A 23,057-nucleotide genomic window follows, 5' to 3' on the forward strand; every position below is an offset into this window, starting at 1 on the left:
TAGCCTGCGCCGCCGGTGACGAGAAGTTTCACGAGATGCTGTCCTCCTGGGTGGATGTCACGCCGCGGATGTCACTGCCGAGGTGTCGCGAAAGACCCAGCGTAGGCCGACGAATCGGGTCAGGGTCGCAAGCAGATTGGCCACGACCAAGACGACCAGTTCCAGCGACACCAGCGCCGATGGCGCCCAGTGGTGCAGCGCGAACAGTGAGCCGCTGGTGAGGAACAATCCGATTCCGAAGATCACCAGGCCTTGGAAATGGTGCGATACCGCGCTCGTCGAACCACGCACACCGAAGGTGAAGGCGCGGTTGGCGGCGGTGTTGCCGATCGCTGTGATCAGCAGTGCCAGGAAGTTCGCGACCTGTCCGCCGACCATCGACTGGAGCAGCAGGTACAGCACCACGTACGCAAGCGTCGATGCGACGCCGACGATGGCGAAACGTACTGCCTGCCCGACCATCCCGAGTGGCACACCATCGACCAGCGGCTCCCGGCCGACCGCGCGGCGCAGCTCGTCGAGCGGCAATGCGCCGGTCGCCATGGCACGGCCGAGGCGCCAGACCCCTTGCAGATCTTTGCGCGCGGTGTCGACGATATCGACGCGGCTGTCGGGATCATCGATCCAGTCGACCGGTACCTCGTGGATGCGTAATCCGGCGCGTTCCGCGATGACAAGCAACTCGGTATCGAAGAACCATTCGCCATCCTTGACCAGCGGCAGCAGCTGCCGCGCGATATCGGTGCGGACTGCCTTGAATCCGCACTGGGCGTCGGAGAAGTGCGCGCGCAGTGAGGCTTTCAGGATCAGGTTGTAGCTGCGCGAGATGAATTCGCGTTTCGGGCCGCGCACCACCCGGGAATTCGGGCTGAGCCGGGTGCCGATGGCGAGGTCGGAGTGGCCGGAGACGAGCGGAGCCACCAGGGGGAGTAGGGCATTGAGGTCGGTGGACAGGTCGACGTCCATATAGGCGACCACCTCGGCATCGGAGGCCTGCCATGCGGTGCGCAGCGCGCGGCCGCGCCCTTTGGCGTCCAAGTGCAAGACCTGCACGTTGTCGTATTCCTCGGCGAGGATGTGCGCCACCTGAATGGTGGCGTCGGTGCTCGCGTTGTCGGCGATGGTGATTCGGGCGCTATAGGGGAAACCGTTGGTCAAGTAGGCGTGCAGACGCTGCACGCAGACGGCCAGGCCCTGCTCTTCGTTGTAGACGGGAATCACGACATCCAGGACCGGCGTGCTGGTTCCGGTGTCTGCCGCGGTACGCGGGGCGGTGGCTGTCTGTGTCATGTGCTCCATTCTCGATCGTCAATCTCGCGCTACCCTGCAGCGCAGCTGGGAGATTGCTGTGCACGCGGGTCCGTTCGAACGGCCACGGGTGCGGTGTTTCTCGCGGCAGTTCAGGACAGCCTGGAAGGTTCGTGAAGATCGCGTGGCAGGGTAACGGTGAAGGTGGCCCCGTTGCCCGGCTCACTGTGCACAGTCACGCGCCCACCGTGCGCGGCGGCCAGTGCCTGCACGATCGAGAGGCCGAGACCTGAACCGCCGCTAGTGCGGGTGCGGGAGCTGTCGGTGCGGTAGAACCGTTCGAAGACGCGGGCGGCGGCTTCGGGGGACAGTCCAGGGCCGCCGTCGATCACATCGATGCGAACTTCGTCGGCCCACGGTGTCAGACGCACGGTGACCGGTGCGTCGGCAGGGGTGTGGGTGAGGGCGTTGCCGAGCAGGTTCGTCAGGATCTGCCGCAGTCGGGCTTCGTCGCCGATTACGTCCATGGTGCCGTCGCCGGCGCGCACTTCCAGGGTGATCGGGCGGTCCGGGTCGGTGGGGTCGGTTTTCTGCCGGGCCGCGATCGCTTGCGCGTTGTGGACGGTGTCGCCCGCCAGCGCGAGCAGGTCGACCTGTTGCCGTTCCAGGGGTCGTCTGGCATCCAGGCGCGCCAGCATCAGCAGGTCCTCGACGAGCAGGCCCATGCGTTCGGCCTCGGCCTCGATGCGTCGCAGCACCATGGGGGCGTCAGTGCTCGCGCCGTGCCGATAGAGCTCCGCGAAGCCGCGGATGGTGGTCAGCGGGGTGCGCAGTTCGTGGCTGGCGTCGGCGATGAAGCGGCGCATCCGGGTCTCGGAGCGGCGGGCGTCTTCCTCGGACGCCTCAGTGGCCGCGACGCCGTGCTGGATTTGCGCGAGCATCGCGTTGAGGGATCGGGCCAATCGGTCGACCTCGGTGTCGACGTCGCGCACCGGTACCCGACGGTGCAGGTCGCCGCCCGCGATCGCCGCCGCGGTTTCCTCGACCGCACGCAGTGGTCGCAAGCTGCGGCCGACGACCAGATAGCCGACCACCCCGAGGATTAGTAGCGCGGCGGTCCCGATACCCGCCTCGAAAAAGGTAAGTCGCGACACCGTTTCCTCGTTGTCGGTGAGCGGCAGCCCGATCGTGGTCGAGCCGTACTGGTTGGTGATAGTCAGCACCCGCCACTGCACCGAGGAGTTGCCCGTCGAGCCGACCGTGGTCGGACGGGACGCGTGCGTTCCCGAGATATCCGGTGTCGCGGCGGTGTCGCCCACCTCGCCGGCGGGGTTGGTATAGATCTGGCCGTTCGGCCCTTTGCGCAGCTCGAAGAAGCGACGCGGCTGTTCGCCTGAGGATCTCGGGCCCGGGTCGGGTATGCCGACCGGAACCCATTGTGTCGCACCATCACTGGTGACGACCGGTCGCATCGCCCTCGGCTCGGCCCACGTGTGCGCGGAGTCATGCAGTTGCTCGTCGGTTCGCGCGGTCAGCGAACGGCTCAGCGCGGACGTCACCGCGGTGCCCGATGCCACAAGTACCAGTGCCGCCAACGCGATCAGGGCGACGACCAGACCGACCCGCAGGGGTATGGCCGACACCCGCCGCGCCAGCCTCTCGCGCAGTCTCATGTCCGGCTCGACTGTGGTGCGCGCAGTACGTAACCCACGCTGCGCAGGGTGTGGATCAGCTTCGGTTCGGTGGTGTCGATCTTGCGGCGCAGATACGACACATACGACTCGACCACATTGCCGTCGCCGCCGAAGTCGTAGCGCCACACATGATCCAAAATCTTCGGTTTGCTCAGCACCCTGCCCGCATTGATCATGAAGTACCGCAGCAGGGTGAACTCGGTGGGCGACAACGACACCGGCGCACCGGCCTTCCACACCTCGTGGCTGTCCTCGTCGAGTTCGATGTCGCCGACCCTGATTCGCGAGGACTCGGCATGCGGCGCGAGGTGTCCGGCCCTGCGGAGGATCGCGCGCAGCCGTGCGATGACCTCCTCCAGACTGAACGGTTTGGTCACATAGTCGTCCGCGCCAAGGCTCAAACCGGTGAGTTTCGCGTCCACCTCATCGCGGGCGGTCAGGAACAGCACGGGAGTGTTGATGCCGTCCGCGCGCATGCGGCGCAGCAGGCTGAACCCGTCCATGCCCGGCATCATCACGTCCACGATCAGCGCGTCAGGACGGTCTGCGCGGGCCCTGGCCAGGCCCTCCGCACCGCTGATGCCGGTGGACACCTCGAATCCCTGAAAACGCAGGCTCACCGCCAACAGTTCGACGATCATCGGTTCGTCATCGATGACGAGCACCCGTGCCTCGGGAGTATTGCTGCTCATAAGCACAGATTGGCGCGGCAACCGATGGCCCAGCTGCGACAAAGCTGGGTGTTTCCTGGGAACGGGTTCAGCCGGCTCGACCGAGCGGGTGTCCGCCTCGCGCCGTTGCGACGCGGACACCCTGGTCAGTTGGATCAGGAACCGGTCGGCTTCGTGAGGTCGTAGACCGTCATGGCCCCGACTTTCGTTGCGGTGTAATGCATCTTTACCCATTCGGAGATCTGGTCACCCATGGATTTCGTCACATCGCTGTCGCCGCCGTTGCGTGGTGGCCGGGAGCCGGAGCGTTCTTCCATCAGGAAGTAGCCGATCTCGCCGTTGGCGACATTGTGCTGGAACTGCTCGAGGGTCGGGGAGTTGTCGCGACCGCTGAAGCCGCCGACCGCCATGATCGAGGTGCGGGTCTGTAGTTCGAGACCGGAGGCGCTGAACGAGCCGACTGCCGCCGCGGACCATCGGCTGTTGGTTCCGGTCAGCAGTGCGTTCAATGCGGGATTCTCGTCGCTGGTGTCGGGCCGACCGCCGGCCGGTCCGCCGGGGCCACCCGGTCCGCCGTCGGTCGGCGCGTCGCCGCCGGGGGTGCCACCGAATGGTCCGCCCATCGTGGCATGTGCCGGGCCGGAGGACGGGATGCCGCCACTGTGGGCTCGGGCTGCCGTTTCGATCGCATAGGCGGCCGAGCCCGCGAGTCCGAAGAGCACTGCGGCGGCCGCGACAACGACCGCGACCCTGCGTGTTCGGTGGGCGCCGAGGATCAGCCCGAAGACCGCGGCCAGCGCGCCGATCAGGATGATCCAGCGCAGCCGCGGCAGCCAGTCCGGGGTGCGGCCGAGGAGCGCGAAGGCCCAGACACCGGTCACACTGGACATCACCGCGAGGGTGATCCGCGCGACGAGTTGCTCTCGTCGTCCCCACAGCTCGACCACCGCCATCCCTGCCACCGCGGCGATTCCGGGTGCCAGCGCGACAGTGTAGTACGGATGGATGGTGCCGCTCATGTAGCTGAACACCGCCCCGGTGCCGAGAACCCAGCCACCCCACAGGATCAGTGCGGCCCGAAACCGATCAGTGTGCGACGCCCGCAGCGTTATCCACAACCCGGCAACCAGCCCGATCAACGCGGCAGGCAGCAGCCAAGATACCTCGGTTCCCATCAGATCGCGGAACAACCGTGTGACGCCGGTGTCGCCGCCGAACGACCCACCCATCATCGGACCGGCCGGACCCCGCTCGGCTCCGCCGCCGGGATCGCCGCGCTTACCGAGCAACCGGCCGAGCCCGTTGTAACCGACCGCCAGCTCCCACAGACTGTTGTTGGTGGATCCGCCGATATATGGCCGGGAATCGGCAGGCCACCATTCGACCAGCAGCACAAACCAGCCACCCGCCACCACCATCGCCGCGCAGGCCGTCGCCAATTTGCCGATCCGCGACCAGAATCCGCCCGCCGCGGCCACCAGGAACACCAGACCCAGTGCGGGCAACACCAGGAACGCCTGCATCATTTTGGTCAGAAACGCGAAGCCCACCGCGACACCGGCCAGCGCGAGCCAGCCCGTCCCGGCCGAAAGCCAACGCGGACTGCGTGCATCGATGGCGCGCACGGTGCAGTAGGCGGCAGCAACGAGGAGCAGGGTCAGCAGGGCGTCGGGGTTGTCGTAACGGAACATCAACGCCGCCACCGGTGTTGCGGCCAGCGCCGCACCGGCCAGTAGGCCGGCACCAGGACCGGACCACCGCCGGACCACCGCGTAGAGCAGCGCGACGGAGCCGATCCCCATCAGCGCCTGTGGCGCGAGCACGGACCAGGCATTGAACCCGAACACCCGTCCCGACAAGCCCATTACCCACATAGCCGCGGGCGGCTTGTCGACGGTGATCGCATTGCCCGCGTCATGCGAGGCGAACAGCAGGGCCTGCCAGCTCTGCGTGCCCGCCTGCGCCGCCGCGGCGTAAAACTCGTTCCCCCAACCGGACACGGTCAGATTCCGTAGATACAGCACCGCCGTCGCGCCGAGCAGGGCCAGCAGCGCCGGGCGCACCCACCGCGGATCCGACGACGGACCGAACGCGATCCGGTCCCACCGCGACTGTCGTGTTGTCTCGAGGACATCATCGTCGCCGACGGGTCCTCCTTCGCTATTCCGCACGCGTGCGTCGACGCTCGTTACCGATGTCATGCCCGCAGCGTAGGAGCACCGCCTCGTTCGGACCTTCGGAGCTGCTGGGAAGCGGCTGTGAACGTCTGCCTGGAGCGGGCAAATGGGTGGCCAGGACGGGTTGTTCGGTGCCGAGCGGCCAGATGTATAGTTGGCGACAGCAACTAGTTGCAACTGCTAACGATTCTGCTGGTGGAAAGGTGAGGCCCATGTCCGTTGCCAAGGATGCCGATGAGCTCGGTGTTCAGCTGGTTCGGTTCATGCGTGCGGTCAACCGGGCGAAATCACAGATGGCCAGACACGGGCCGGACGGTCTGGAGCGGCTGGCCTATGCCGCGCTGTTCTGCCTGGTCCATGACGGGCCGCAGCGCACCGGTAAGCTCGCCGAGCTACTGCACGCTGAGATCTCCACCGTCAGTAGGGAGAGCAGATCGCTTGTGGCACATGGCCTGGTCGAACGCCGGGCCGACCCGATCGATGGCCGCGCCTGTGTCCTGGCGGCTACTCCGGAGGGGGAACGGGTGTTCGAGGAGAACCGCAAACACCGCAACCGATGGTTGGCCGCGATTCTGGCCGACTGGCCTGCGGAAGACCGATCCGCCATGACCGAACTGCTCGACCGGCTCAACACAGGAATCGAGAAAACCCCACCACAGATAGCCGATCAGAAATAGGGCTCACAAATGACGAATTCCACCACCCAGGCACCGGCGGCGGCGCCGCCGGGTCTGGACGCCGGCGAGGGCACATCACTCTCGCACCGGCAGATCATGACTATCCTGTCCGGGCTGTTGCTCGGGATGTTCCTTGCCGCGCTGGATCAGAACATTGTCAGCGTCGCGATCGTGAAGATATCCAACAGCCTGCACGGATTCAATGAACAGGCATGGGCGACAACCGCGTACCTGATCACCGCGACGATCACCACCCCGCTCTACGGCAAGCTGGCCGACATCTACGGGCGAAAGCCGTTCTATCTCACCGCGATCGGGTTGTTCGTCATCGGTTCGGTGGCCTGCACCTTCGCCACCTCGATGTACCAGCTCGCCGGCTTCCGCGCCTTCCAGGGGCTTGGCGCGGGCGGTTTGATGTCGCTGGCGTTCACCATCATCGGTGACATAGTGCCCGCCCGTGAACGCGTGCGTTACCAGGGCTATTTCATGATGGTCTTCGGTAGCGCGACCGTGCTCGGCCCGGTGCTCGGCGGCTTCTTCTCCAACTATGACCAGCTCGGGGGCATCGAGGGCTGGCGCTGGGTGTTCCTGGTCAACGTGCCGATCGGTGTGCTCGCACTCGGCGTGGTGGCCAAGGTACTGAATGTTCCGCACCAGCGCCAGAATCACCGAATCGACTGGTTCGGCGCGGTGGCATTGGCGATTTGCGTCGTGCCGCTGCTGATCGTCGCCGAGCAGGGCCGCGACTGGGGTTGGAGTTCGCACCGCTCGCTGCTCTGCTACGGCATCGGTGTCGCGGGGCTGCTGCTGTTCATACTCGTCGAATACCTGATGAAGGACGCGGCGTTGATTCCGCTGCGGCTGTTCAAGAACTCGACCTTCAGTGTCACCATCGCGGGCGGCTTCATCGTCGGTGTCGCCATGTTCGGCGCCATCACGATGGTTCCGCAGTACTTCCAAGTGGTGCGCGGCTTTTCGCCGACCAAGTCGGGTCTGCTGATGCTGCCGCTGGTGCTCGGCATTATGATCGGCTCGCAATCGGCCGGACGGGTCACCAAGAAGACCGGCCGGTACAAGTTCCTGCCGGTGCTCGGCACCTTCATCATCGCGGTCGGTGCGGCGCTGTTCGCGCAGGTGCACTACGACAGCGCGTTGTGGCAGCCGCTGGTCTACTGCGCTGTCGTCGGTCTCGGCCTCGGTGGCTGTATGCAGACCCTGATCATCGCGGCGCAGAACGCGGGACCGCGTTCGGACATGGGTGTGTCTACCGCGTCGGCGACGTTCTTCCGGCAAATGGGTGGCACGCTCGGTGTCGCGGTCTTCCTGACGATTCTGTTCAACCTGTTGCCGCACAAGATCATCGACGCGTTCGGCGGACAGCTGCCCGCCGGGTTCGACGCTGGACAGCTCAGCAAGATGCAGAGCAATACCAGCGGCATCGCCGCACTGCCGGATGCGCTGAAGGTGCCGATCCTCACCGGGTTCACCGACTCCATGCACGGCGTGTTCTACACCGCCGCCGGGGTGGCGCTGCTGGCCTGTGTGGTGCTGATGTTCATGAAAGAGATTCCGCTGCAGGATGTTCCGGCTCCCGTGGCTGCCGAACCGGAGGGCGAGCAGGTCGTGGCTGCGGAGTCGTCGTGGGATGAGGATCAGGTCTGGGAGGGTGCCGCGCAGGTATTTTCCGAGCCCGAACCGGTGCTGGCCGGGGTCGGCAAGCACGTGTTGATCGAACATCAGGGCAACGGCGTGTACCGGGCGAAGCCGCGGGCAACCGCGATGGCGAGCACCGAGGCGACGATCGTGCTCTCCGGCGGCGGCAACGACGGTTCGTCGATCGGCGGACGCATCCATCGTGAAGACGGCAGTCCGGTGTCCGGCGCTGCTCTCACCCTGATCGACCAGCGTGGCCGCCAGGTCTCTCGGGCGACCGGGGATGCAAACGGCGGGTACCTGATCAGTGCACCCGACGCGGGCAACTACGTCCTGATCGCGTCCGCGGCCGGGCATCAGCCGGAGGCCGTGAGTGTGGCCATCGGTAATCGGCCACAGCAGCTCGACCTCCGCCTGATGGGCTCCGGCGAGCTGTCGGGTGTGGTCAGATCGTCGGGTCGCGGTGAACCGCTTCCTGGTGCGACCGTCACGCTGACCGATATGCGCGGCGAGGTTGTCGGGGCGGCCATCACGGCGGGCGACGGCGCGTATGTGTGTCACGGTGTGGTCTCGGGAACCTACACCCTGGTCGCGGTCGCCGACCACATGCGGCCGAGCGCGGTCACCCTGACCGTGCCCGACAGCGGTCTGCTGCGTCACGACATCGATCTGGCTCCGATGGCGGTGCTTGCCGGATCGGCGTGGGCCGACGGAGACCGCGCGGTGTCGGACGTCCAGATCACGGTGCTGGACGCGGCGGGTGACCTGACCGCGACCACCCGCACCGACCAGAGCGGGCACTACGTCGTGACCGACCTGGCGGAGGGCCAATACACGGTTGTCGCGCGTGGATACCCGCCGGTGACCAGCCGGGTCACGGTGTCCGGCGGTGAGGTCAGCCACGACGTTCGACTCGGCTACGAGTCCGACGATGTGACGGGGCACCGATGAGTGGTCTGACCGCGCGCATTCGCACCGTCGAGGGCTGGCCGGTGCCGAATGCGGTGTTGACCGTGACGGACATGAGCGGACGCCAGGTCGCCCGCGCCGTCGCCGACGAGACCGGGGCAGTGGCCACCGAGCCGCTGCCCCCGGGCGTGCACACGGCGGTGATCACCGCGGCCGGATATCAGCCGATGGCCCGGACCGCCCAGATCTCCGTCGCGGGTACGGGTCTGCTCGGCGACATCTCGCTGGCACCGGAGGCGGGCGCGGTCGCGCTGCCGATGCCGGGCACGTGGACGATCGACCCGATGCATTCCACGGTGATCGCCACCGCACGCCACCTGGGCATCGCGAGCATCAAGGCCCGCTTCGCCGAGGTGAGCGGACGGCTCGACATCGCCGAGCGTTTCGAGCAGTCCGCCGGGCACGCGGAGATCGGGGCCGCCAGCGTCGACACCGGAATCGAGTTGCGCGACAACCACCTTCGCTCGCCCGACTTCCTGGATGTCGACGCCTATCCGGTGATCTCGTTCACCGGCAACGGGTTGCGCCGCACCGGCACCGACACATTCGTGATGCCCGGTGAACTCGTCCTCCACGGGAAGCGCCGCCCGATCAATCTCGACGTCACCTACGGCGGCTGCGGCGAAGACCCCTGGGGTGGAGTGCGCGCGGCCTTCCACGCCGAAACCGAACTGCACCGCAACGATTTCGCCATCGACTACAACGCGATCGTGCGCGCCGGAGTCGCCGCAGTCGGCGCCACCGTCAAGCTCGACCTCGACATCGAAGTGGTTCGCGGCGAAATCCTCCCGGCGGGGTAGCTGTCCGGAGTTGGTCGGGATCGTGAGGGGCGGGGTAGTGGCCATGTGTCGGTGCCCCGCTCGTGGCAACGTAATCGCTACCTTCGGCGCACAGGCGGTCGCAGGCTTCCAGACCTTTGACGTCACAAACCCACACGAGGACGGCATCTCACTCGACGAATTCGTCGACTGGCTGATCGAAGCAGGCCATCCGATTCAGCGGATCGACGACTACGGCGGGTGGTTCACCTGTTTCGACACCGCCATTCGCGCCCTGCCCGAGCAACAGCGACAGGTATCCTTGCTGCCGCTGTTGCACGCCTACCGGTGCCCGGCTCCGCCCCTGCGTGGATCTGCCATTCCCGCAAAGGAATTCACAGCCGCCGTCCAAGCCGCGCGCATCGGCCCCGACAAGGACATTCCGCATCTGTCACCGTCCCTCATCCACAAATACGTGACCGACCTGCGTCAGCGGCATCTGCTCTGATCGGGCTCACCGCCGCGACTCGGCTCGCATCGGCAGTCGTTTCGGGTGAACGAGCGCGCCGATCACGATCTCCCGCACCTCTACGCCTGGGACGGAGCGCAGCCACCAGGGGCGCTGATGGTGGCGAGACCTGAAGTGCGATCTGGGTGAGTGCGAAGACGTTTCCCGTCATTGCTCGGCACCCGGTGACAAGGTGGTGACGCCCTGTTGGAGGCTCGGCGGCACCGAAGCCCGTGATCGGTTCACAGTCAGCGCACAGCTGTGACCCACGACAGACAGAGGTTGGGGCTGCAGCATTGGCACGTCGGCTGAGCACACGCAGGCCGATGGTCTCGAACCGAGGTCCGTCAAACAGGAGGAATGGGCACGAGGATCAAGTCGAAACTTGCGAAGACCGCAGTGGCCGGTGGCGTTGTCCTCGGGTTGCTGGGTATCGGTGCGGGTGTTGCGAGCGCGGATCCGGGTCCGGATCAGCGGCCGGTGCCCCAGCAGCAGCAAGGCCCGGGACCGGATCGGCAGCAGCCTCAGGGACCGGATCGGCAGCAGCCCCAGGGACCAGATTGGCAGCAGCCCCAGGGGCCTGATCGGCACCAGGACCCGACGCCGCAACCGGCTCAGCACGGGTTCTGGTTCTTCGGACTGTGGATCCCGCTGCCCTGATTTCGGCCCGATATCGAAGGCCCTGTGTCCGCGGACATAGGGCCTTCGGCGTGGATGGTGAGGGACTGGGGCGCGTCCACCAATTGGATGGACGCGCCCCAATTCGGAGAAGATCTTCAGGACGTGGTCGGCTGAGTGAGGTCGTAGATCGTAGCGCCGCCGACCGTCGTGGCGGTGTAGTGCGCTTCGACCCATGCGGTGATCTCGCTGGCAGTGCCCGATCCGCTGCCTGGACCGCCCATTCCGCCGCCTGCGATGAAGTAGTGGATCTCCCCGTCGGCGACGTAGTTCTGGAACTGGGCCAGGGTCGGTGAGTCGTCGGTGCCGGTGAATCCGCCGATGGACATGACGGATGTTCCGGTGGCCAGTTCGAGGGGTCCTGCCGTGTGCGCGCCCACTGTTGCTGCGGCCCAGCGGTTTCCGGTGGTCTTCAGTAGTTGCTGTAGCTCGGTATTGTTGTTCGAACCCGAGTCGCTGGGCCCGCCCTTGCCATCAGTCGTGGATCGTTGCGCTGTTGTCGAATCGGATATTGCAGCCGGGGCCGATCCGCGGGAATCCGCACCTTCGGGAGTGGTTGCGCCAGGCGCGGATTCAATGCCGCGGGGCGCAGCGCTGCCGGGTGTCGCTGCCCCGCCCATGCCGCTGCCCGTGTTCGGGCCGGAGGTCGGGATGGAACCGGTGTGCGGCGTCGCCGCGGTTTCGATCGCGTACGCGGTGGTTCCCGCCAGCCCGAACAGCAGCCCGGCGATAGCGACGATAGCAGTGAACCTGCCGAGCTGATGGGCACCGACCACGACGATCGCCGCTATGACAATCGACCCGATCAGCACGATCCAGCGCAACGCCGGATACCAGTCGGGTGTGCGGTCGAGCAGGATGAAGTTCCAGACACCGGTCGTCGCAGCCATGGCGCCGAGCGTGATTCGCGCGGAGGGGAATTGCCTGCTGCGCCATAGTTCGACTATCGCGATCGCCACGACCGTGGCGATCGCGGGCGCGAGTGCGACCGTGTAGTAGGGGTGGATCGTGCCCTGCATGTAGCTGAACACCACGCCGGTCACCAAAAGCCAACCGCCCCAAAGGATCAGACCGGCCCGAGTGTGCCCGGTGCGCGGTGTGCGCCGCGTGAACCACAGGCCCGCGACCAGCCCGATCAGTGCGGTGGGAAGGAGCCAGGAGATTTCAGTTCCCATCGAATCGCCGAACAGTCGGGTGATTCCGGTGCTGCCGCCGAAGCCGACCTTGCCGCCGCCCCCGCCGCCCCCGCCGCCGCCTCTGTTGCCGTCGCCGCCGAAAACACGGCCGAGTCCGTTGTAGCCGAGTGCCAGGTCGAGCAGGCTGTTGTTGGTCGACCCGCCGATATACGGCCGGGAATCACTGGGCCACAAGCTGACCAGGGCCACGAACCAGCCGCCGGACACCACCATTGCGGCAAGCGCGCCCAGCAATTTGGCGACGCGGCGCCAGAATCCGATCGGCGCCACGACGAGGAACACCAGGCCGAGCGCAGGCAGGACGAGGAACGCCTGCATCATTTTGGTCAGGAATCCGAATCCCACCGCAACTCCGGCGAGTGCGAGCCATCGCCCGCTTCCGTTGTCCGTTGCCCGCACCGTGCAGTACGCCGCGGCAACCAGTAGCAGGACCAACAGTGCGTCAGGGTTGTTGAAACGAAACATCAAGGCCGCCACCGGAGTCAGCGCAAGCGTGGCCCCGGCCAGTAGCCCGGCCGCCGGACCGGTCCAGCGCCGAACCGTGGCGTAGACCAACCCGACCGAGGCGACACCCATCAGCGCTTGAGGCAGCAGCATCGAGAAGGAGCCGAATCCCAACAGCCTGCCCGACAACCCCATCACCCAGAGCGCCGCGGGCGGTTTGTCGACGGTGATGGCGTTACCGGCGTCCAGCGAACCGAACAGCAGCGCCTTCCAGCTCTGTGTACCGGCCTGGACCGCGGCCGCGTAAAAGTCATTGGCCCAACCGGATTTGCTCAATCCCCACAGGTAGAGAACCGCGGTCGCCGCAAGCAGCGTCCACAGGCCGGGGCGGGCCCATCGGGGCTGATCGCGGGGCCCGAGCAATAATCGGGACCATCGTGGTTCGTGCCTTGCCGGACCCTCGGGTCCGGCAAGTTCGGTCCGCCGTAGGGGCGCTTCGGTAGCGGTAGTCATACCACGATGGTCCAACAGTGGTGTGGGTCCGATGTTTGCGTGAGCTATGTACTTCCTGTGAACCCCGGCAGGTTGTCCAAACCGACGCCAGCGACCACGCTATGACGGAGCCCCGGTGAGGTCGTAGACAGTGACGCCGTCGATCGTTCGGGCGGTGAAATTGGCTTGGACCCAGGCGGCGATCTCGGCGGCGTTCTGGCTGCCGCCGCTCGCGGTGCCGCGCATACCGCCCATTACCTGAGCGTTGATGAAGTAATGAATCTTGTGTTGTGCCACATAGTCTTTGAACTGATCCAACGTGGGTGCCGGGTCGGTGCCGTTGAAACCACCCACGGCCATCACTGGCTCGCCGGTAGCCAGCTGATATCCGGCCGCGTTGTTGGATCCGACGGTGGCGGCGACCCAGGTGTAGCTGCCCGCGTCGGTGCTCAGCGAGGTGGTCAGGTTTGCCCCTGGTGTCACCCCGCCCAGCAGTCCACCCATCGGACCGCCGGCTCGGCCGTCGGCGCGCCCACCGTCGGCATTGCCGCCGGGATTGCCGGGTTGTCCACCACCGCCCGGGAAGGCTCTGCCTGCCACGGCCGGTCCGGCGGCGGGAATCGCACCGCTGTGCGTCGTTGCTGCGGTTGCCAGCGAATAGGCGGTCGGACCAGCGATTCCGCCTGCCAGTGCCGTTGCGAGGACGACGCTCGCGATGACCTTAGGGAGCCTTCCGGCCAGCAGCAGCGCGCCCGATCCGATACCCGTTACCGCGATGGCCGGACCCAGCCATGGCATCCAGTCACCTGTGCGGCGGAGCACGATGCAGGCCAGCACCGCGATCACCATGAGCGTGCCCGCCAGTACTGTCATAGCCCGAATGTCGTTGCGGCGCTGCCACAATAGGTTCGCGCCGATGCCGACCGTGCCCGCGATCGCGGGGGCCAGGGCCACCGTGTAGTAGGGGTGCAGGATGCCGTTGGCATAGCTGAACACCACACCTGTGACGATCAGCCAACTCAGCCAAAGCAGCAGTGCCGCCCTGGTCGGATCGGTGCGCGGGGCCCGTCTGGTGACCCACAGGCCCGCGGCGCCCAGGATCAGCGCGGCAGGCAGCAGCCAGGCGATCTGGCCGCCCATCTCCGAGCCGAACAGCCGGCCCCAGCCGACATCGTAGTTCAGATTGCCGAGACCGCCCGTCTCATTACCGGTTAGTCGGCCGAAACCGTTGTAGCCTACGGCGAGTTCGAGGATGCTGTTGTGCTGGGAGCCGCCGATGTAGGGCCGCGACGAGGCAGGCCACCACGCCACCAGGGCCAGGTACCAACCGGCCGACACCACCATGGCGACCACGGCGGCGACCGATCGAATGATCCGCGTGCGCAGCGGTGCGCGCGCGGCGAGCAGATAGACCAGCGCGAACGCGGGCAGCACCAGGAATGCCTGCATCATCTTGGCCAGGAAGCCGAATCCGATTGCGACCCCCGCCAAGGGCAGCCACCATGCGCCGCTGCTCTTCTCGATCGCCCGCAGCACGCAGTAGGCCGCCACCGTCAGCAGCAGCACCAACAGGGCATCCGGATTGTTGAACCGGAACATCAACGTGGCCGCCGGGGTCAATGCCAATGTCGCGCCTGCCAGTATCCCGGGCCAGTGACCGCTTGTCCTGCGCACTGCCACATACAGCACACCAACGGCCGCAACACCTTCCAGCGCCTGCGGCACCAGCATGCTCCACGCGTTGAAGCCGAAGAGCCGGGCCGAAATGTCCATAACCCACAGCGCGCCCGGCGTTTTGTCGACAGTCACCGCGTTGGCCGCGTCACTGGATCCGAACAGCATCGCCTTCCAGCTCACCGACCCGGCCTGCACGGCCGCGGCGTAGAAGTCGTTGGCCCAGCCACTCGCACCGAGATCCCACAGATACAGCGCCGCCGTACCGGCGAGCAGTATCGCCAGCGTCAGCTGCCGCCACACTCGGTTGGGCGTGGCAGACGCCACGGGCGGCCCTTCGGCCTGCGTGGCGGCGCGAGATATCAGCAAAGTTGTAGTCACTCTTCGATATTCACGATCTAGTGTGGATGCCACCTATGGCGGGCCTGTGGGTCCGCTGTGTGAAAGTCGGGTTGTCAGGCCGGGAATGCGGCGGGGCCCGCGGGCAGGTGCACGGTAAATTCAGTGCGGCCGGGGACGCTGTTCACCGTGATGTCGCCGCCATGGGCTTTCACCACGGCCGCCACGATCGCCAGACCGAGGCCGGTGCTCCCCGCGCGCCGCGAGCGCGATGAATCGCCGCGCGCGAATCGCTGGAAGACCTCCTGATGTAATTCGGCCGGGATACCGGGCCCGTTGTCGCGCACCCGCCACACCGCCACACCGCCGTCGAATTCCAGCGACGTGGTGACAGTGGTGCCTGGGCCGGTGTGGATGCGCGCGTTGGCCAGCAGGTTGGTCAGCACCTGATGCAGCCGTGCGGCATCGCCGGTGATGACGACGGGTTCGTCGGGAAGGTCCAGGTCCCACTGATTATCGCGTCCGGCGATGTGTGCGTCGCTCACGGCGTCGACCGTGAGTTGGGTCAGGTCGACGGGCTCGTGCTCGAGCGGACGGCCGGAATCCAGCCGGGCCAGCAAGAACATGTCCTCGACCAGCGCGGACATCCGACGGGCCTCGGAATCCACCCGGCCCATCGCGTTGGCCACCTCGTCCGGCACCTCGGTTCGTTTACGTTGTGCCAGTTCGGCATAGCCGCGGATGGCGGCCAGCGGAGTGCGCAGTTCGTGGCTGGCGTCCGCGAGAAATTGCCGGACGCGGGTCTCGCTGGCGTGGCGCGCCGAGAGCGCACCGGTGATGTGGTCCAGCATCCGGTTGACCGCCGAGCCGAGTCGGCCGACTTCGGTGCGCGGATCGGCGTCGGCCCTCGGAACCCGTACGGGCAGCGCCACTTCCCCGCGATCCAACTGGAGGTCGGCCACCCGGGCGGCGGTGGCCGCGACGCGATCCAGCGGTGCCAGCGCGCGACGGATGAGCCAGATGCCCACGGTGATGGCGACGATCAGTACGGCGACGGTAACGATCACCAGCACCCACAGCACCAGCATGAGTATCTGGTCGACCGAGGCCAGCGGTAGACCCGTGACCACCGTCTTGCCTTGCCAGGTCTGCTCCGCGGTCACGCGATAGCGGCCCTCGCCGTCGAGGTTCAGCGTGGTCGGCTTGCCGGTGGCCGCTACCGCGGCGAGTTGGCGGCGCGAGGTGTCCGACAGCGCTGCCTGGGTGCCGTCGGCGCCGATCCGGCCCGCGGCGGTGACATTGCCCGCATCGACGATCGCACCGACCGCATCGGGTTGGATGCCGCGTCGGTCCAGGAAGTCCGGACCGGGTCCGGTCGTCTTCGACTGTGGTGGAGACAGGGGAGGGGACTGCCCATGGGGCGGGGGCCCGAGGCTTGGACCACCACCGGCATCACCGAGCGACCGCTTCTGCGCATCGACCAATTGGGTGTCGACCTGGTGAACCAAAAACTGTTGTAGCGCAAGTTCTGTCGCGGCGCCGATACCGACGACCACGGTCACCAGTAACAGGACCTGGCCGACGAGCAGGCGGGCTCGCAGCGACCAGTGGCGCGGTGAACGCGCGCGCCGCGGTGGCTCAGCCTGCGGGCTTGAGGACATATCCGGCACCACGCAGGGTGTGAATCATCGGCTCACGTCCGCTATCGATCTTCTTGCGCAGGTAGGACACGTACAGCTCGACGATGTTCGAACGGCCGCCGAAGTCGTAACTCCACACCCGGTCCAGGATCTGCGTCTTACTCAACACCCGCCTGGGATTACGCATGAAGAAACGCAGTAGCTCGAATTCCGTGGCGGTCAACATAATCGGCGCACCGGCGCGGGTGACCTCGTAGCTGTCCTCATCGAGCACCAGATCACCCACCACGATCTGCGCGCCGCTGTCCCCGGTGCTCACCCCGGTGCGCCGCAGCAACGAGCGCAGCCGCAGCACAACCTCTTCGATGCTGAACGGCTTGGTGACATAGTCGTCGCCGCCCGCGGTCAACCCGGCGATGCGATCCTCCACCGAATCCCTGGCCGTAAGCAACAGCACCGGCAGGCCGGGCACCTGCGCGCGCAGTTTGCGGAGCACCTCGAGTCCGGTCATGTCGGGCAGCATGACATCCAGTACCACCACGTCCGGACGGGTCTCCCGTGCCTTGGTGACGGCCGTGCGCCCGTCGCCGGCCGTGTCGACATCCCACCCTTCGTAGCGCAGTGCCATCGATAGCATCTCGGCCAGCACGGGCTCGTCGTCGACCACAAGCACGCTGATCGGGCTGCCATCGGCGCGGCGCATGGCGACCCGTTCGGCCGGGCTGTTTCCAGTGGTCATCGCGGACATTGTTTCATCGTGCGCGGATCGGCTAGGGGATGGCTATGGGCTGGCTGTGTGATTGCTGTGAATGACCGGTCGATCGGACATAGCGGAAGCAACCGGGTTCTGGTCGGGTGCCGCGTGGTTCGCCGTTGGCGCCGCGGTTGGCGGTGGCCGGGCGTCGTTATGCCTGCGCGCCGGTGGTGTTGGCATGGGTGGGGTCGGGTTTCGGTTCGCCGTGGGCGATGTCGTGAAACGCTTGCCGGAGCAGGGCCGTTACCTTTTCCGTTGGGGCGTCACACAATCCGTCGAGTTGAATCAGGTAGCGGCCGATCACCGCGCCGATCGTGAGCGCACCAATGAGGCCGGCGCGCAGGACGGCGTCGTCGTCGGCCAGATGCTGTGCGGCTTGGCGTTGTTGGGCGATCATCGCGGCGCGGATTTCGTCGGCGGCGTCCATGTGCGTGAACATTGATCGGATGGCGGCCAGTGCGGTCACCGGTTCATCGGCAAGTTTCTGGCTCAGCGAGGTGAGCAGGAGTTCGGCTGCCTGCTCGGGTGTTCCGGTGATCGGCTCGTCCTGCCCGAACTCCGCGACCCGGTCGAAAAGGCTCTCCTTGGATCCGAAGTAGCGCATGACCAGGCCGGGATCGATGTTCGCTTCGGCAGCGATTGCTCGGATCGTGGTCCGGTCGTAGCCGACTTCGGCGAACAACCGCCCGGCCGCGTCGAGGATCCGGGCCTCGGTGTTACGACGCTGCTCGGCTCGGGTGGGGCGGGGAGAATTCACGAATTCAGTCTACGTACGTTGACCGGAGTGGTGATCGCCTGCTAGCTTCGGTCTACGGTTGTTGACCGAAATAGAGATAGGTGGCCACCATGTGGCATACATTCCTGCTGTCCGTACTGGCCGGCATCATGGGCACGAACGCGATTCCGCACTTCGTGAAAGGGATAACCGGAGAACGGTTTCCGAACGTGACGGGCAACTCCGCGGTGCGCAATGCCGTGGCCGGTCTCCTCGGACTCCTGCTCGCGGTGTTGATCGGGTACTGGGCCGACCTGTCCGACCATGGGTGGGCGGGTTTGGCCGGTGTGTTCATCGGCGCGCTGGTGATGGCGATATTCCACGGTCTCGGCGGCGCCTATCGCCTCAATACCATACTGGGACTGCCGAATCCGGTCCGCGCGGCGAATCGGGATGTAGCGGCTTAGCTGGTCGAGCCACCGCGCGCGACCGTCTCCGGCACACCGATCGAACTGGGCCACCAAGCAGCCCAAGCGATGTACGACCGACTCGACACCGACGACACCACGCCGGTCACCACCTACATCCAGCCCCAGTTGATCATTCGGCGCTCCTGCGGACGTCGGGAAGCAACCAGTGTGCGATCGCCGGCGCCGCCTCGCGCGTACCGCCTAGACCGGTTGTCTCAGTGCGGCGGCTTCGGCGGCGAGTCGTTCGATGCGGGCCCAGTCACCGGAGGCGAGTGCGGCCGCGGGCGTCAGCCAGGATCCACCGACGCAGTCGAGGTTGGGCAGCGCGAGGTAGTCTGCGGCTTTGTCGAGGGAGATCCCCCCGGTGGGGCAGAACCGCACCTGGGGGAGCGGGCCGGCCAGCGCGCGCAATGCCGTTGTCCCGCCAGCGGTTTCGGCGGGGAAGAACTTCATCTGTGTCACGCCGCGTTCGAGGACGGCGAGTATCTCGGAGACGGTGCAGACACCCGGCAGATACGGCTGGCCGGTGTCGGCAAGTGCGTCGAGGAGCGCTGGTGTAGTGCCGGGGCTGACCAGGAATCGTGCGCCCGCGGCGACCGCCGCGGTGACCTGCCGCGGAGTGATGAGTGTGCCTGCGCCGACGATCATTTCGGGGACCTCGGCGGCGATGCGTTCGATCGCGGGCAGTGCGGCATTCGAGCGCAGAGTCACTTCGATGATGCCGATACCGCCCGCGAGCAGCGCCCGGGCCAGCGGCACCGCGTGGTTCGGATCGTCGAGGACCGCGACGGGAACGACGGGCGCGATGTCGAGCAGGTTCATGCGGCCTCCATGACGGGCTGGTGGTGCGCCAGCAGGGAGGCGGCGCCGAGCAGGGCGGGGCTGGACGCCACGGCGACCAGCCAGGGGGTGTCGGGGGTTGGTTCGGCAACGCTCATCACGCGGCTCCGAACACGGTCGCCCCACGGTCCGCCGGGCCGACGGCGGCGCGGAACGGGCTGAACAGTTCCCGGCCCGCGCCGCTCGGTGACGCGATATGGGTGGCGAGTGGGCGAGAGTGGAACGCGGCGGGCTCGACCAATACGTCGAGGCTGCCCGTTTCGGCGTCGAGTTCGATGACGTCACCGTCGACGATGCGGGCGATCGGCCCGTCCGCCGCGGCCTCGGGGGTGAGGTGAATGGCAGTGGGCACCTTGCCCGATGCGCCCGACATCCGCCCGTCGGTGACCAGGGCGACGGCGTGACCGCGGTCCTGCAGGACGCCGAGCGCCGGGGTCAGTTTGTGCAGTTCGGGCATGCCGTTGGCGCGTGGACCTTGGAACCTGACGACCGCGACCAGATCGCGGTCGAGTCGACCGGCCGTGAAAGCTTTCAGAAAGTCGTCCTGGTTGTCGAAAACCACGGCGGGAGCGCGCACTACGCGATGTTCCGGCCGAACCGCCGACACCTTGACCACCGCACGGCCGAGCGAACCGGCGAGCATGCGCAGGCCGCCGTCTGGCGCGAACGGGTCCGCCGCGGCGCGGAGCACCGTCTTGTCGCCGCTGTCTTTCGGTGCGTTGCGCATCACCAGCTCGTCACCGTCCAATGCGGCGACGCTGCGGTAGTGGTCACCGAGTCCCGCACCTGCGACGGTCGCGACGTCGTCGTGCAGCAGTCCGGCGTCGAGCAGTTCGCCGACAAGGAACGCCATGCCGCCGGCGGAGTGGAAGGCATTGACGTCCGCGGTGCCGTTGGGGTAGATCCGGGTGAGGGTGGGGACCACAGGGGACAACTCGGCGAAATCGTCCCAGCGCAAGTTGATTCCCGCGGCGGCGGCCATTGCCACCAGATGGATCGTGTGGTTGGTGGAACCGCCGGTGGCCAGCAGCGCCACCACGCCGTTGACGATCGCGCGTTCGTCGATGACCTCGCCGATCGGTGCCGCGCCGCCGCGCAAGGCGGTGAGTTCTACGATGCGACGGCCCGCGGCGGCGGTGAGCGCCTCGCGCAGCGGGGTGTTCGGGTGGACGAAGCTGGCGCCCGGCAGGTGTAGGCCCATGACCTCCATCAGCAGTTGGTTGGAGTTCGCGGTGCCGAAGAACGTGCAGGTGCCGGGGCTGTGGTAGCTGGCGGCTTCAGCGGCGAGCAGGTCCGCGTCGCTTGCCTTGGCTTCGGCGTGCAGTTGGCGGAGCCGGCTCTTGTCGGTATTGGACATGCCCGACGGCATCGGGCCGGCGGGCACCAGTATGACCGGCAGGTGACCGAAGGTGAGGGCGCCGATCACCAGGCCAGGCACGATCTTGTCGCAGACCCCCAGCAGCAGTGCACCGTCGAACATGTCGTGCGCGAGCGCGACCGCGGTGGACATCGCGATCACATCCCGGCTGAACAGCGACAGCTCCATACCGGGACGGCCCTGGGTGATCCCGTCGCACATGGCGGGCACGCCACCCGCGAACTGGGCCACACCGCCGGCGTCGGCGATCGCCTTCCGCAGTACCGCGGGGAAGTCCTGGAACGGCTGATGCGCCGACAGCATGTCGTTGTAGGAGGAGATGATGGCGATATTGGGTTTGGTCTCACCACGCAGCGCGAGTTTGTCCGTTGGGCTGCAGGCGGCGAACCCGTGCGCGAAATTACTGCACGCCAACGACATTCGAGCCGGTCCGATCGACGCGGCCGCCCGGATGCGGTCCAGATAGGCACGGCGGGCTGTTGCGCTGCGTTCGATGATCCGCGCGGTGACGGCGGCGACGACAGGGTGCATGGTCATGGGTGGTTCTCCTCGTGCCAGGTGCGGCCGTCACGTTCGATGAGGCCGGTCGCGGCGGCCGGGCCGCTGGTACCGGCGACGTACCGGCGTGGGGGCTGATCGGAGTCGGCCCAAGCGGCCAGGATCGGTTCGATCCACTCCCAGGCGGCCTCGATCTCATCGCGGCGCATGAAAAGGGTCGGGTTGCCGCGGATTACGTCCATCAGCAGCCGCTCATAGGCGTCGGGCAGGCGAGATTCGAAGGTTTCGGCGAAGCTCAGATTCAGCGGAACCGCCCGCATCCGCAGGCCGCCCGGACCGGGTTCCTTGGTGACCAGCCGCAGATGCACCCCTTCGTCGGGCTGTAGCCGCAGCACCAGCTGGTTGGGCGCGATGTCGGCATCGGCCACGGCTGGGAACACCGAATGCGGTACGCCGCGGAACTGGACGACGATTTCGGCCGCGCGGCGGTCCAGTCGTTTGCCGGTGCGCAGGTAGAAAGGCACACCGGCCCACCGCCAGTTCTGTATCTCGACCTTCAACGCCACGAAAGTCTCCGTGTTGCTGTACTTTCCGTCGAGTTCGTCGGTGTAGCCGGGCACCGGAAGTCCGTCGACGAGGCCGGCGGTGTACCGGCCGCGCACGGTAGCGCGATGCACATCCGTTTCGCGCAGCGGCCGAAGTGCCTGCAGCACTTTGACTTTCTCGTCGCGAACGGCTTCGGGATCCACGAGGGTCGGCGGTTCCATCGCGACCAGGCACAGCAGCTGGAGCAGGTGGTTCTGCACCATGTCGCGCAGCGCGCCGGAGCCGTCGTAATAGCCGATGCGGCCGCCGACGCCGACGGCCTCACTGACCGTGATCTGCACGTGATCGATCGCGCCCGAATTCCACAGTGGTTCGAAAAGGGCGTTGGCGAAGCGCAGCACCAGCAGGTTCTGCACGGTCTCCTTGCCGAGGTAGTGGTCGATGCGGAAGATCTGCTCCTCGGCGAACACCGAGCCGACTTCGTCGTTGATGCGCCGTGCCGAGGCAAGGTCGTGGCCGATCGGTTTCTCCAGCACGACGCGGGAGTTACCGGTGGCCAGGCCGACCTGCTGCAGTCCCGCACAGATCTGACCGAAAAGACTTGGCGCGCAAGCGAAGTAGTACACCCGGGTGCGGTCCGGGTCGGGCAGCAGATCCACCAGCTCATCCCAGGTATCGCCGTCGCCGACGTCGAGGGTGACGTGGTGCAGGCGCTGCAGGAAGGCTGCCGATGCCGCCGGGTCGTGGGTATCCTGCGGGAGGAAGCCGGTCAGTTCGGCGGCCGCCTTGTCGCGGTAGCCAGCGTCGCCGAGGCCGCTGCGCGACACCGCTATGAGACGGGTGTCGTCGGCCAGCTGGCCGTCGCGATCCCGGAGGTAGAGGGCGGGCAGCAGCTTGCGCATGGCCAGGTCGCCGGTGCCACCGAACACGACGATGTCGCAGGGCGTGATCCGAGGTGGGGCCGACATCGCGGACTCCTTCGGTCGGATTTGTGATCGAACACCCGGAACGTTAGAGCGGCTTATGCTCTTTTGCAAG

The 23,057-nt window shown here is 66.6% G+C and carries 18 protein-coding genes; 6 read left to right on the forward strand and 12 right to left on the reverse strand.

Going from position 1 to position 23,057, the window contains the following annotated elements:
• Positions 1–57: 57 nt before the first annotated feature.
• The 4 genes from ACV7NQ_RS37270 to ACV7NQ_RS37285 form a co-directional block, all read right to left on the reverse strand.
• On the reverse strand, positions 58–1,290 hold the full coding sequence (locus ACV7NQ_RS37270; RefSeq protein ID WP_463363830.1) for a bifunctional glycosyltransferase family 2/GtrA family protein: 1,233 nt from the start codon (positions 1,288–1,290) through the stop codon (positions 58–60).
• A gap of 110 nt (positions 1,291–1,400) precedes the next feature.
• The gene (locus ACV7NQ_RS37275) at positions 1,401–2,921 is read right to left on the reverse strand and encodes a sensor histidine kinase (RefSeq protein WP_463363831.1); all 1,521 of its coding nucleotides are present in this window, start codon (positions 2,919–2,921) and stop codon (positions 1,401–1,403) included.
• Positions 2,918–3,634: a response regulator transcription factor gene (locus ACV7NQ_RS37280; RefSeq protein ID WP_463363832.1), complete on the reverse strand. Its 717-nt coding sequence runs from the start codon at positions 3,632–3,634 to the stop codon at positions 2,918–2,920. Before ACV7NQ_RS37280 ends, ACV7NQ_RS37275 begins: the two co-directional genes overlap by 4 nt.
• Positions 3,635–3,768: 134 nt before the next feature.
• On the reverse strand, positions 3,769–5,814 hold the full coding sequence (locus ACV7NQ_RS37285; RefSeq protein ID WP_463363833.1) for an ArnT family glycosyltransferase: 2,046 nt from the start codon (positions 5,812–5,814) through the stop codon (positions 3,769–3,771).
• 188 nt (positions 5,815–6,002) lie between these two features.
• Between ACV7NQ_RS37285 and ACV7NQ_RS37290 the strand changes: the two genes are divergently transcribed.
• The 5 genes from ACV7NQ_RS37290 (at position 6,003) to ACV7NQ_RS37310 (ending at position 11,015) form a co-directional block, all read left to right on the forward strand.
• The gene (locus ACV7NQ_RS37290) at positions 6,003–6,467 is read left to right on the forward strand and encodes a MarR family winged helix-turn-helix transcriptional regulator (protein WP_463363834.1); all 465 of its coding nucleotides are present in this window, start codon (positions 6,003–6,005) and stop codon (positions 6,465–6,467) included.
• A 9-nt stretch (positions 6,468–6,476) separates the two neighbouring features.
• Positions 6,477–9,071 carry an MFS transporter gene (locus ACV7NQ_RS37295; RefSeq protein WP_463363835.1) on the forward strand — a complete coding sequence of 865 codons (2,595 nt, stop codon included), beginning with the start codon at positions 6,477–6,479 and terminating at the stop codon, positions 9,069–9,071.
• Positions 9,068–9,889, forward strand: a complete 822-nt coding sequence (locus ACV7NQ_RS37300) for a YceI family protein (protein WP_463363836.1) — start codon at positions 9,068–9,070, stop codon at positions 9,887–9,889. Before ACV7NQ_RS37295 ends, ACV7NQ_RS37300 begins: the two co-directional genes overlap by 4 nt.
• A 43-nt stretch (positions 9,890–9,932) precedes the next feature.
• Positions 9,933–10,355, forward strand: coding sequence for a hypothetical protein (locus tag ACV7NQ_RS37305; protein WP_463363837.1), 423 nt, complete (start codon positions 9,933–9,935; stop codon positions 10,353–10,355).
• Between the two features lie 360 nt (positions 10,356–10,715).
• The gene (locus tag ACV7NQ_RS37310; protein WP_463363838.1) at positions 10,716–11,015 is read left to right on the forward strand and encodes a hypothetical protein; all 300 of its coding nucleotides are present in this window, start codon (positions 10,716–10,718) and stop codon (positions 11,013–11,015) included.
• Positions 11,016–11,131: 116 nt separating this feature from the next.
• On the opposite strand, the gene ACV7NQ_RS37315 is transcribed toward ACV7NQ_RS37310, so the two are convergent.
• The 5 genes from ACV7NQ_RS37315 to ACV7NQ_RS37335 form a co-directional block, all read right to left on the reverse strand.
• Complete coding sequence (locus ACV7NQ_RS37315; RefSeq protein WP_463363839.1) at positions 11,132–13,186, reverse strand: glycosyltransferase family 39 protein; 2,055 nt, start codon at positions 13,184–13,186, stop codon at positions 11,132–11,134.
• A gap of 99 nt (positions 13,187–13,285) precedes the next feature.
• Positions 13,286–15,220, reverse strand: coding sequence for a glycosyltransferase family 39 protein (locus tag ACV7NQ_RS37320; RefSeq protein WP_463363840.1), 1,935 nt, complete (start codon positions 15,218–15,220; stop codon positions 13,286–13,288).
• 74 nt (positions 15,221–15,294) lie between these two features.
• A complete protein-coding gene (locus ACV7NQ_RS37325) occupies positions 15,295–16,839 on the reverse strand; it encodes a sensor histidine kinase (protein WP_463363841.1) in 1,545 nt (514 codons plus the stop codon).
• On the reverse strand, positions 16,817–17,521 hold the full coding sequence (locus tag ACV7NQ_RS37330) for a response regulator transcription factor (RefSeq protein ID WP_463365971.1): 705 nt from the start codon (positions 17,519–17,521) through the stop codon (positions 16,817–16,819). The genes ACV7NQ_RS37325 and ACV7NQ_RS37330 overlap by 23 nt, the downstream gene beginning before the upstream one ends.
• A gap of 202 nt (positions 17,522–17,723) precedes the next feature.
• Positions 17,724–18,329, reverse strand: coding sequence for a TetR/AcrR family transcriptional regulator (locus ACV7NQ_RS37335; protein ID WP_463363842.1), 606 nt, complete (start codon positions 18,327–18,329; stop codon positions 17,724–17,726).
• 89 nt (positions 18,330–18,418) lie between these two features.
• Here ACV7NQ_RS37335 and ACV7NQ_RS37340 point away from each other — a divergent pair, with 89 nt between their 5' ends.
• Complete coding sequence (locus ACV7NQ_RS37340) at positions 18,419–18,754, forward strand: hypothetical protein (protein WP_463363843.1); 336 nt, start codon at positions 18,419–18,421, stop codon at positions 18,752–18,754.
• Between the two features lie 204 nt (positions 18,755–18,958).
• Here the strand turns inward: ACV7NQ_RS37340 and eda are convergent, their stop codons facing one another.
• The 3 genes from eda to zwf all read right to left on the reverse strand — a co-directional run bounded on the left by eda (position 18,959) and on the right by zwf (position 22,987).
• A complete protein-coding gene (gene eda, locus ACV7NQ_RS37345) occupies positions 18,959–19,579 on the reverse strand; it encodes a bifunctional 4-hydroxy-2-oxoglutarate aldolase/2-dehydro-3-deoxy-phosphogluconate aldolase (protein WP_463363844.1) in 621 nt (206 codons plus the stop codon).
• Between the two features lie 115 nt (positions 19,580–19,694).
• Positions 19,695–21,512 (reverse strand): phosphogluconate dehydratase, encoded by a 1,818-nt coding sequence (gene edd, locus ACV7NQ_RS37350; RefSeq protein ID WP_463363845.1) that lies wholly within the window; start codon positions 21,510–21,512, stop codon positions 19,695–19,697.
• Positions 21,509–22,987, reverse strand: a complete 1,479-nt coding sequence (gene zwf, locus ACV7NQ_RS37355; protein ID WP_463363846.1) for a glucose-6-phosphate dehydrogenase — start codon at positions 22,985–22,987, stop codon at positions 21,509–21,511. The genes edd and zwf overlap by 4 nt, the downstream gene beginning before the upstream one ends.
• Between the last annotated feature and the right edge of the window lie 70 nt (positions 22,988–23,057).

Source organism: Nocardia sp. Tas62D01, from assembly GCF_055232035.1.

Bases quoted from the DNA above. Each gene is read 5' to 3' on its own strand.
- ACV7NQ_RS37270 (WP_463363830.1), bottom strand. From the start codon at position 1,290: ATGACACAGACAGCCACCGCCCCGCGTACCGCGGCAGACACCGGAACC.
- ACV7NQ_RS37275 (WP_463363831.1), bottom strand. From the start codon at position 2,921: ATGAGACTGCGCGAGAGGCTGGCGCGGCGGGTGTCGGCCATACCCCTG.
- ACV7NQ_RS37280 (WP_463363832.1), bottom strand. From the start codon at position 3,634: ATGAGCAGCAATACTCCCGAGGCACGGGTGCTCGTCATCGATGACGAA.
- ACV7NQ_RS37285 (WP_463363833.1), bottom strand. From the start codon at position 5,814: ATGACATCGGTAACGAGCGTCGACGCACGCGTGCGGAATAGCGAAGGA.
- ACV7NQ_RS37290 (WP_463363834.1), top strand. From the start codon at position 6,003: ATGTCCGTTGCCAAGGATGCCGATGAGCTCGGTGTTCAGCTGGTTCGG.
- ACV7NQ_RS37295 (WP_463363835.1), top strand. From the start codon at position 6,477: ATGACGAATTCCACCACCCAGGCACCGGCGGCGGCGCCGCCGGGTCTG.
- ACV7NQ_RS37300 (WP_463363836.1), top strand. From the start codon at position 9,068: ATGAGTGGTCTGACCGCGCGCATTCGCACCGTCGAGGGCTGGCCGGTG.
- ACV7NQ_RS37305 (WP_463363837.1), top strand. From the start codon at position 9,933: ATGTGTCGGTGCCCCGCTCGTGGCAACGTAATCGCTACCTTCGGCGCA.
- ACV7NQ_RS37310 (WP_463363838.1), top strand. From the start codon at position 10,716: ATGGGCACGAGGATCAAGTCGAAACTTGCGAAGACCGCAGTGGCCGGT.
- ACV7NQ_RS37315 (WP_463363839.1), bottom strand. From the start codon at position 13,186: ATGACTACCGCTACCGAAGCGCCCCTACGGCGGACCGAACTTGCCGGA.
- ACV7NQ_RS37325 (WP_463363841.1), bottom strand. From the start codon at position 16,839: ATGTCCTCAAGCCCGCAGGCTGAGCCACCGCGGCGCGCGCGTTCACCG.
- ACV7NQ_RS37330 (WP_463365971.1), bottom strand. From the start codon at position 17,521: ATGCGCCGCGCCGATGGCAGCCCGATCAGCGTGCTTGTGGTCGACGAC.
- ACV7NQ_RS37340 (WP_463363843.1), top strand. From the start codon at position 18,419: ATGTGGCATACATTCCTGCTGTCCGTACTGGCCGGCATCATGGGCACG.
- eda (WP_463363844.1), bottom strand. From the start codon at position 19,579: ATGAACCTGCTCGACATCGCGCCCGTCGTTCCCGTCGCGGTCCTCGAC.
- edd (WP_463363845.1), bottom strand. From the start codon at position 21,512: ATGACCATGCACCCTGTCGTCGCCGCCGTCACCGCGCGGATCATCGAA.
- zwf (WP_463363846.1), bottom strand. From the start codon at position 22,987: ATGTCGGCCCCACCTCGGATCACGCCCTGCGACATCGTCGTGTTCGGT.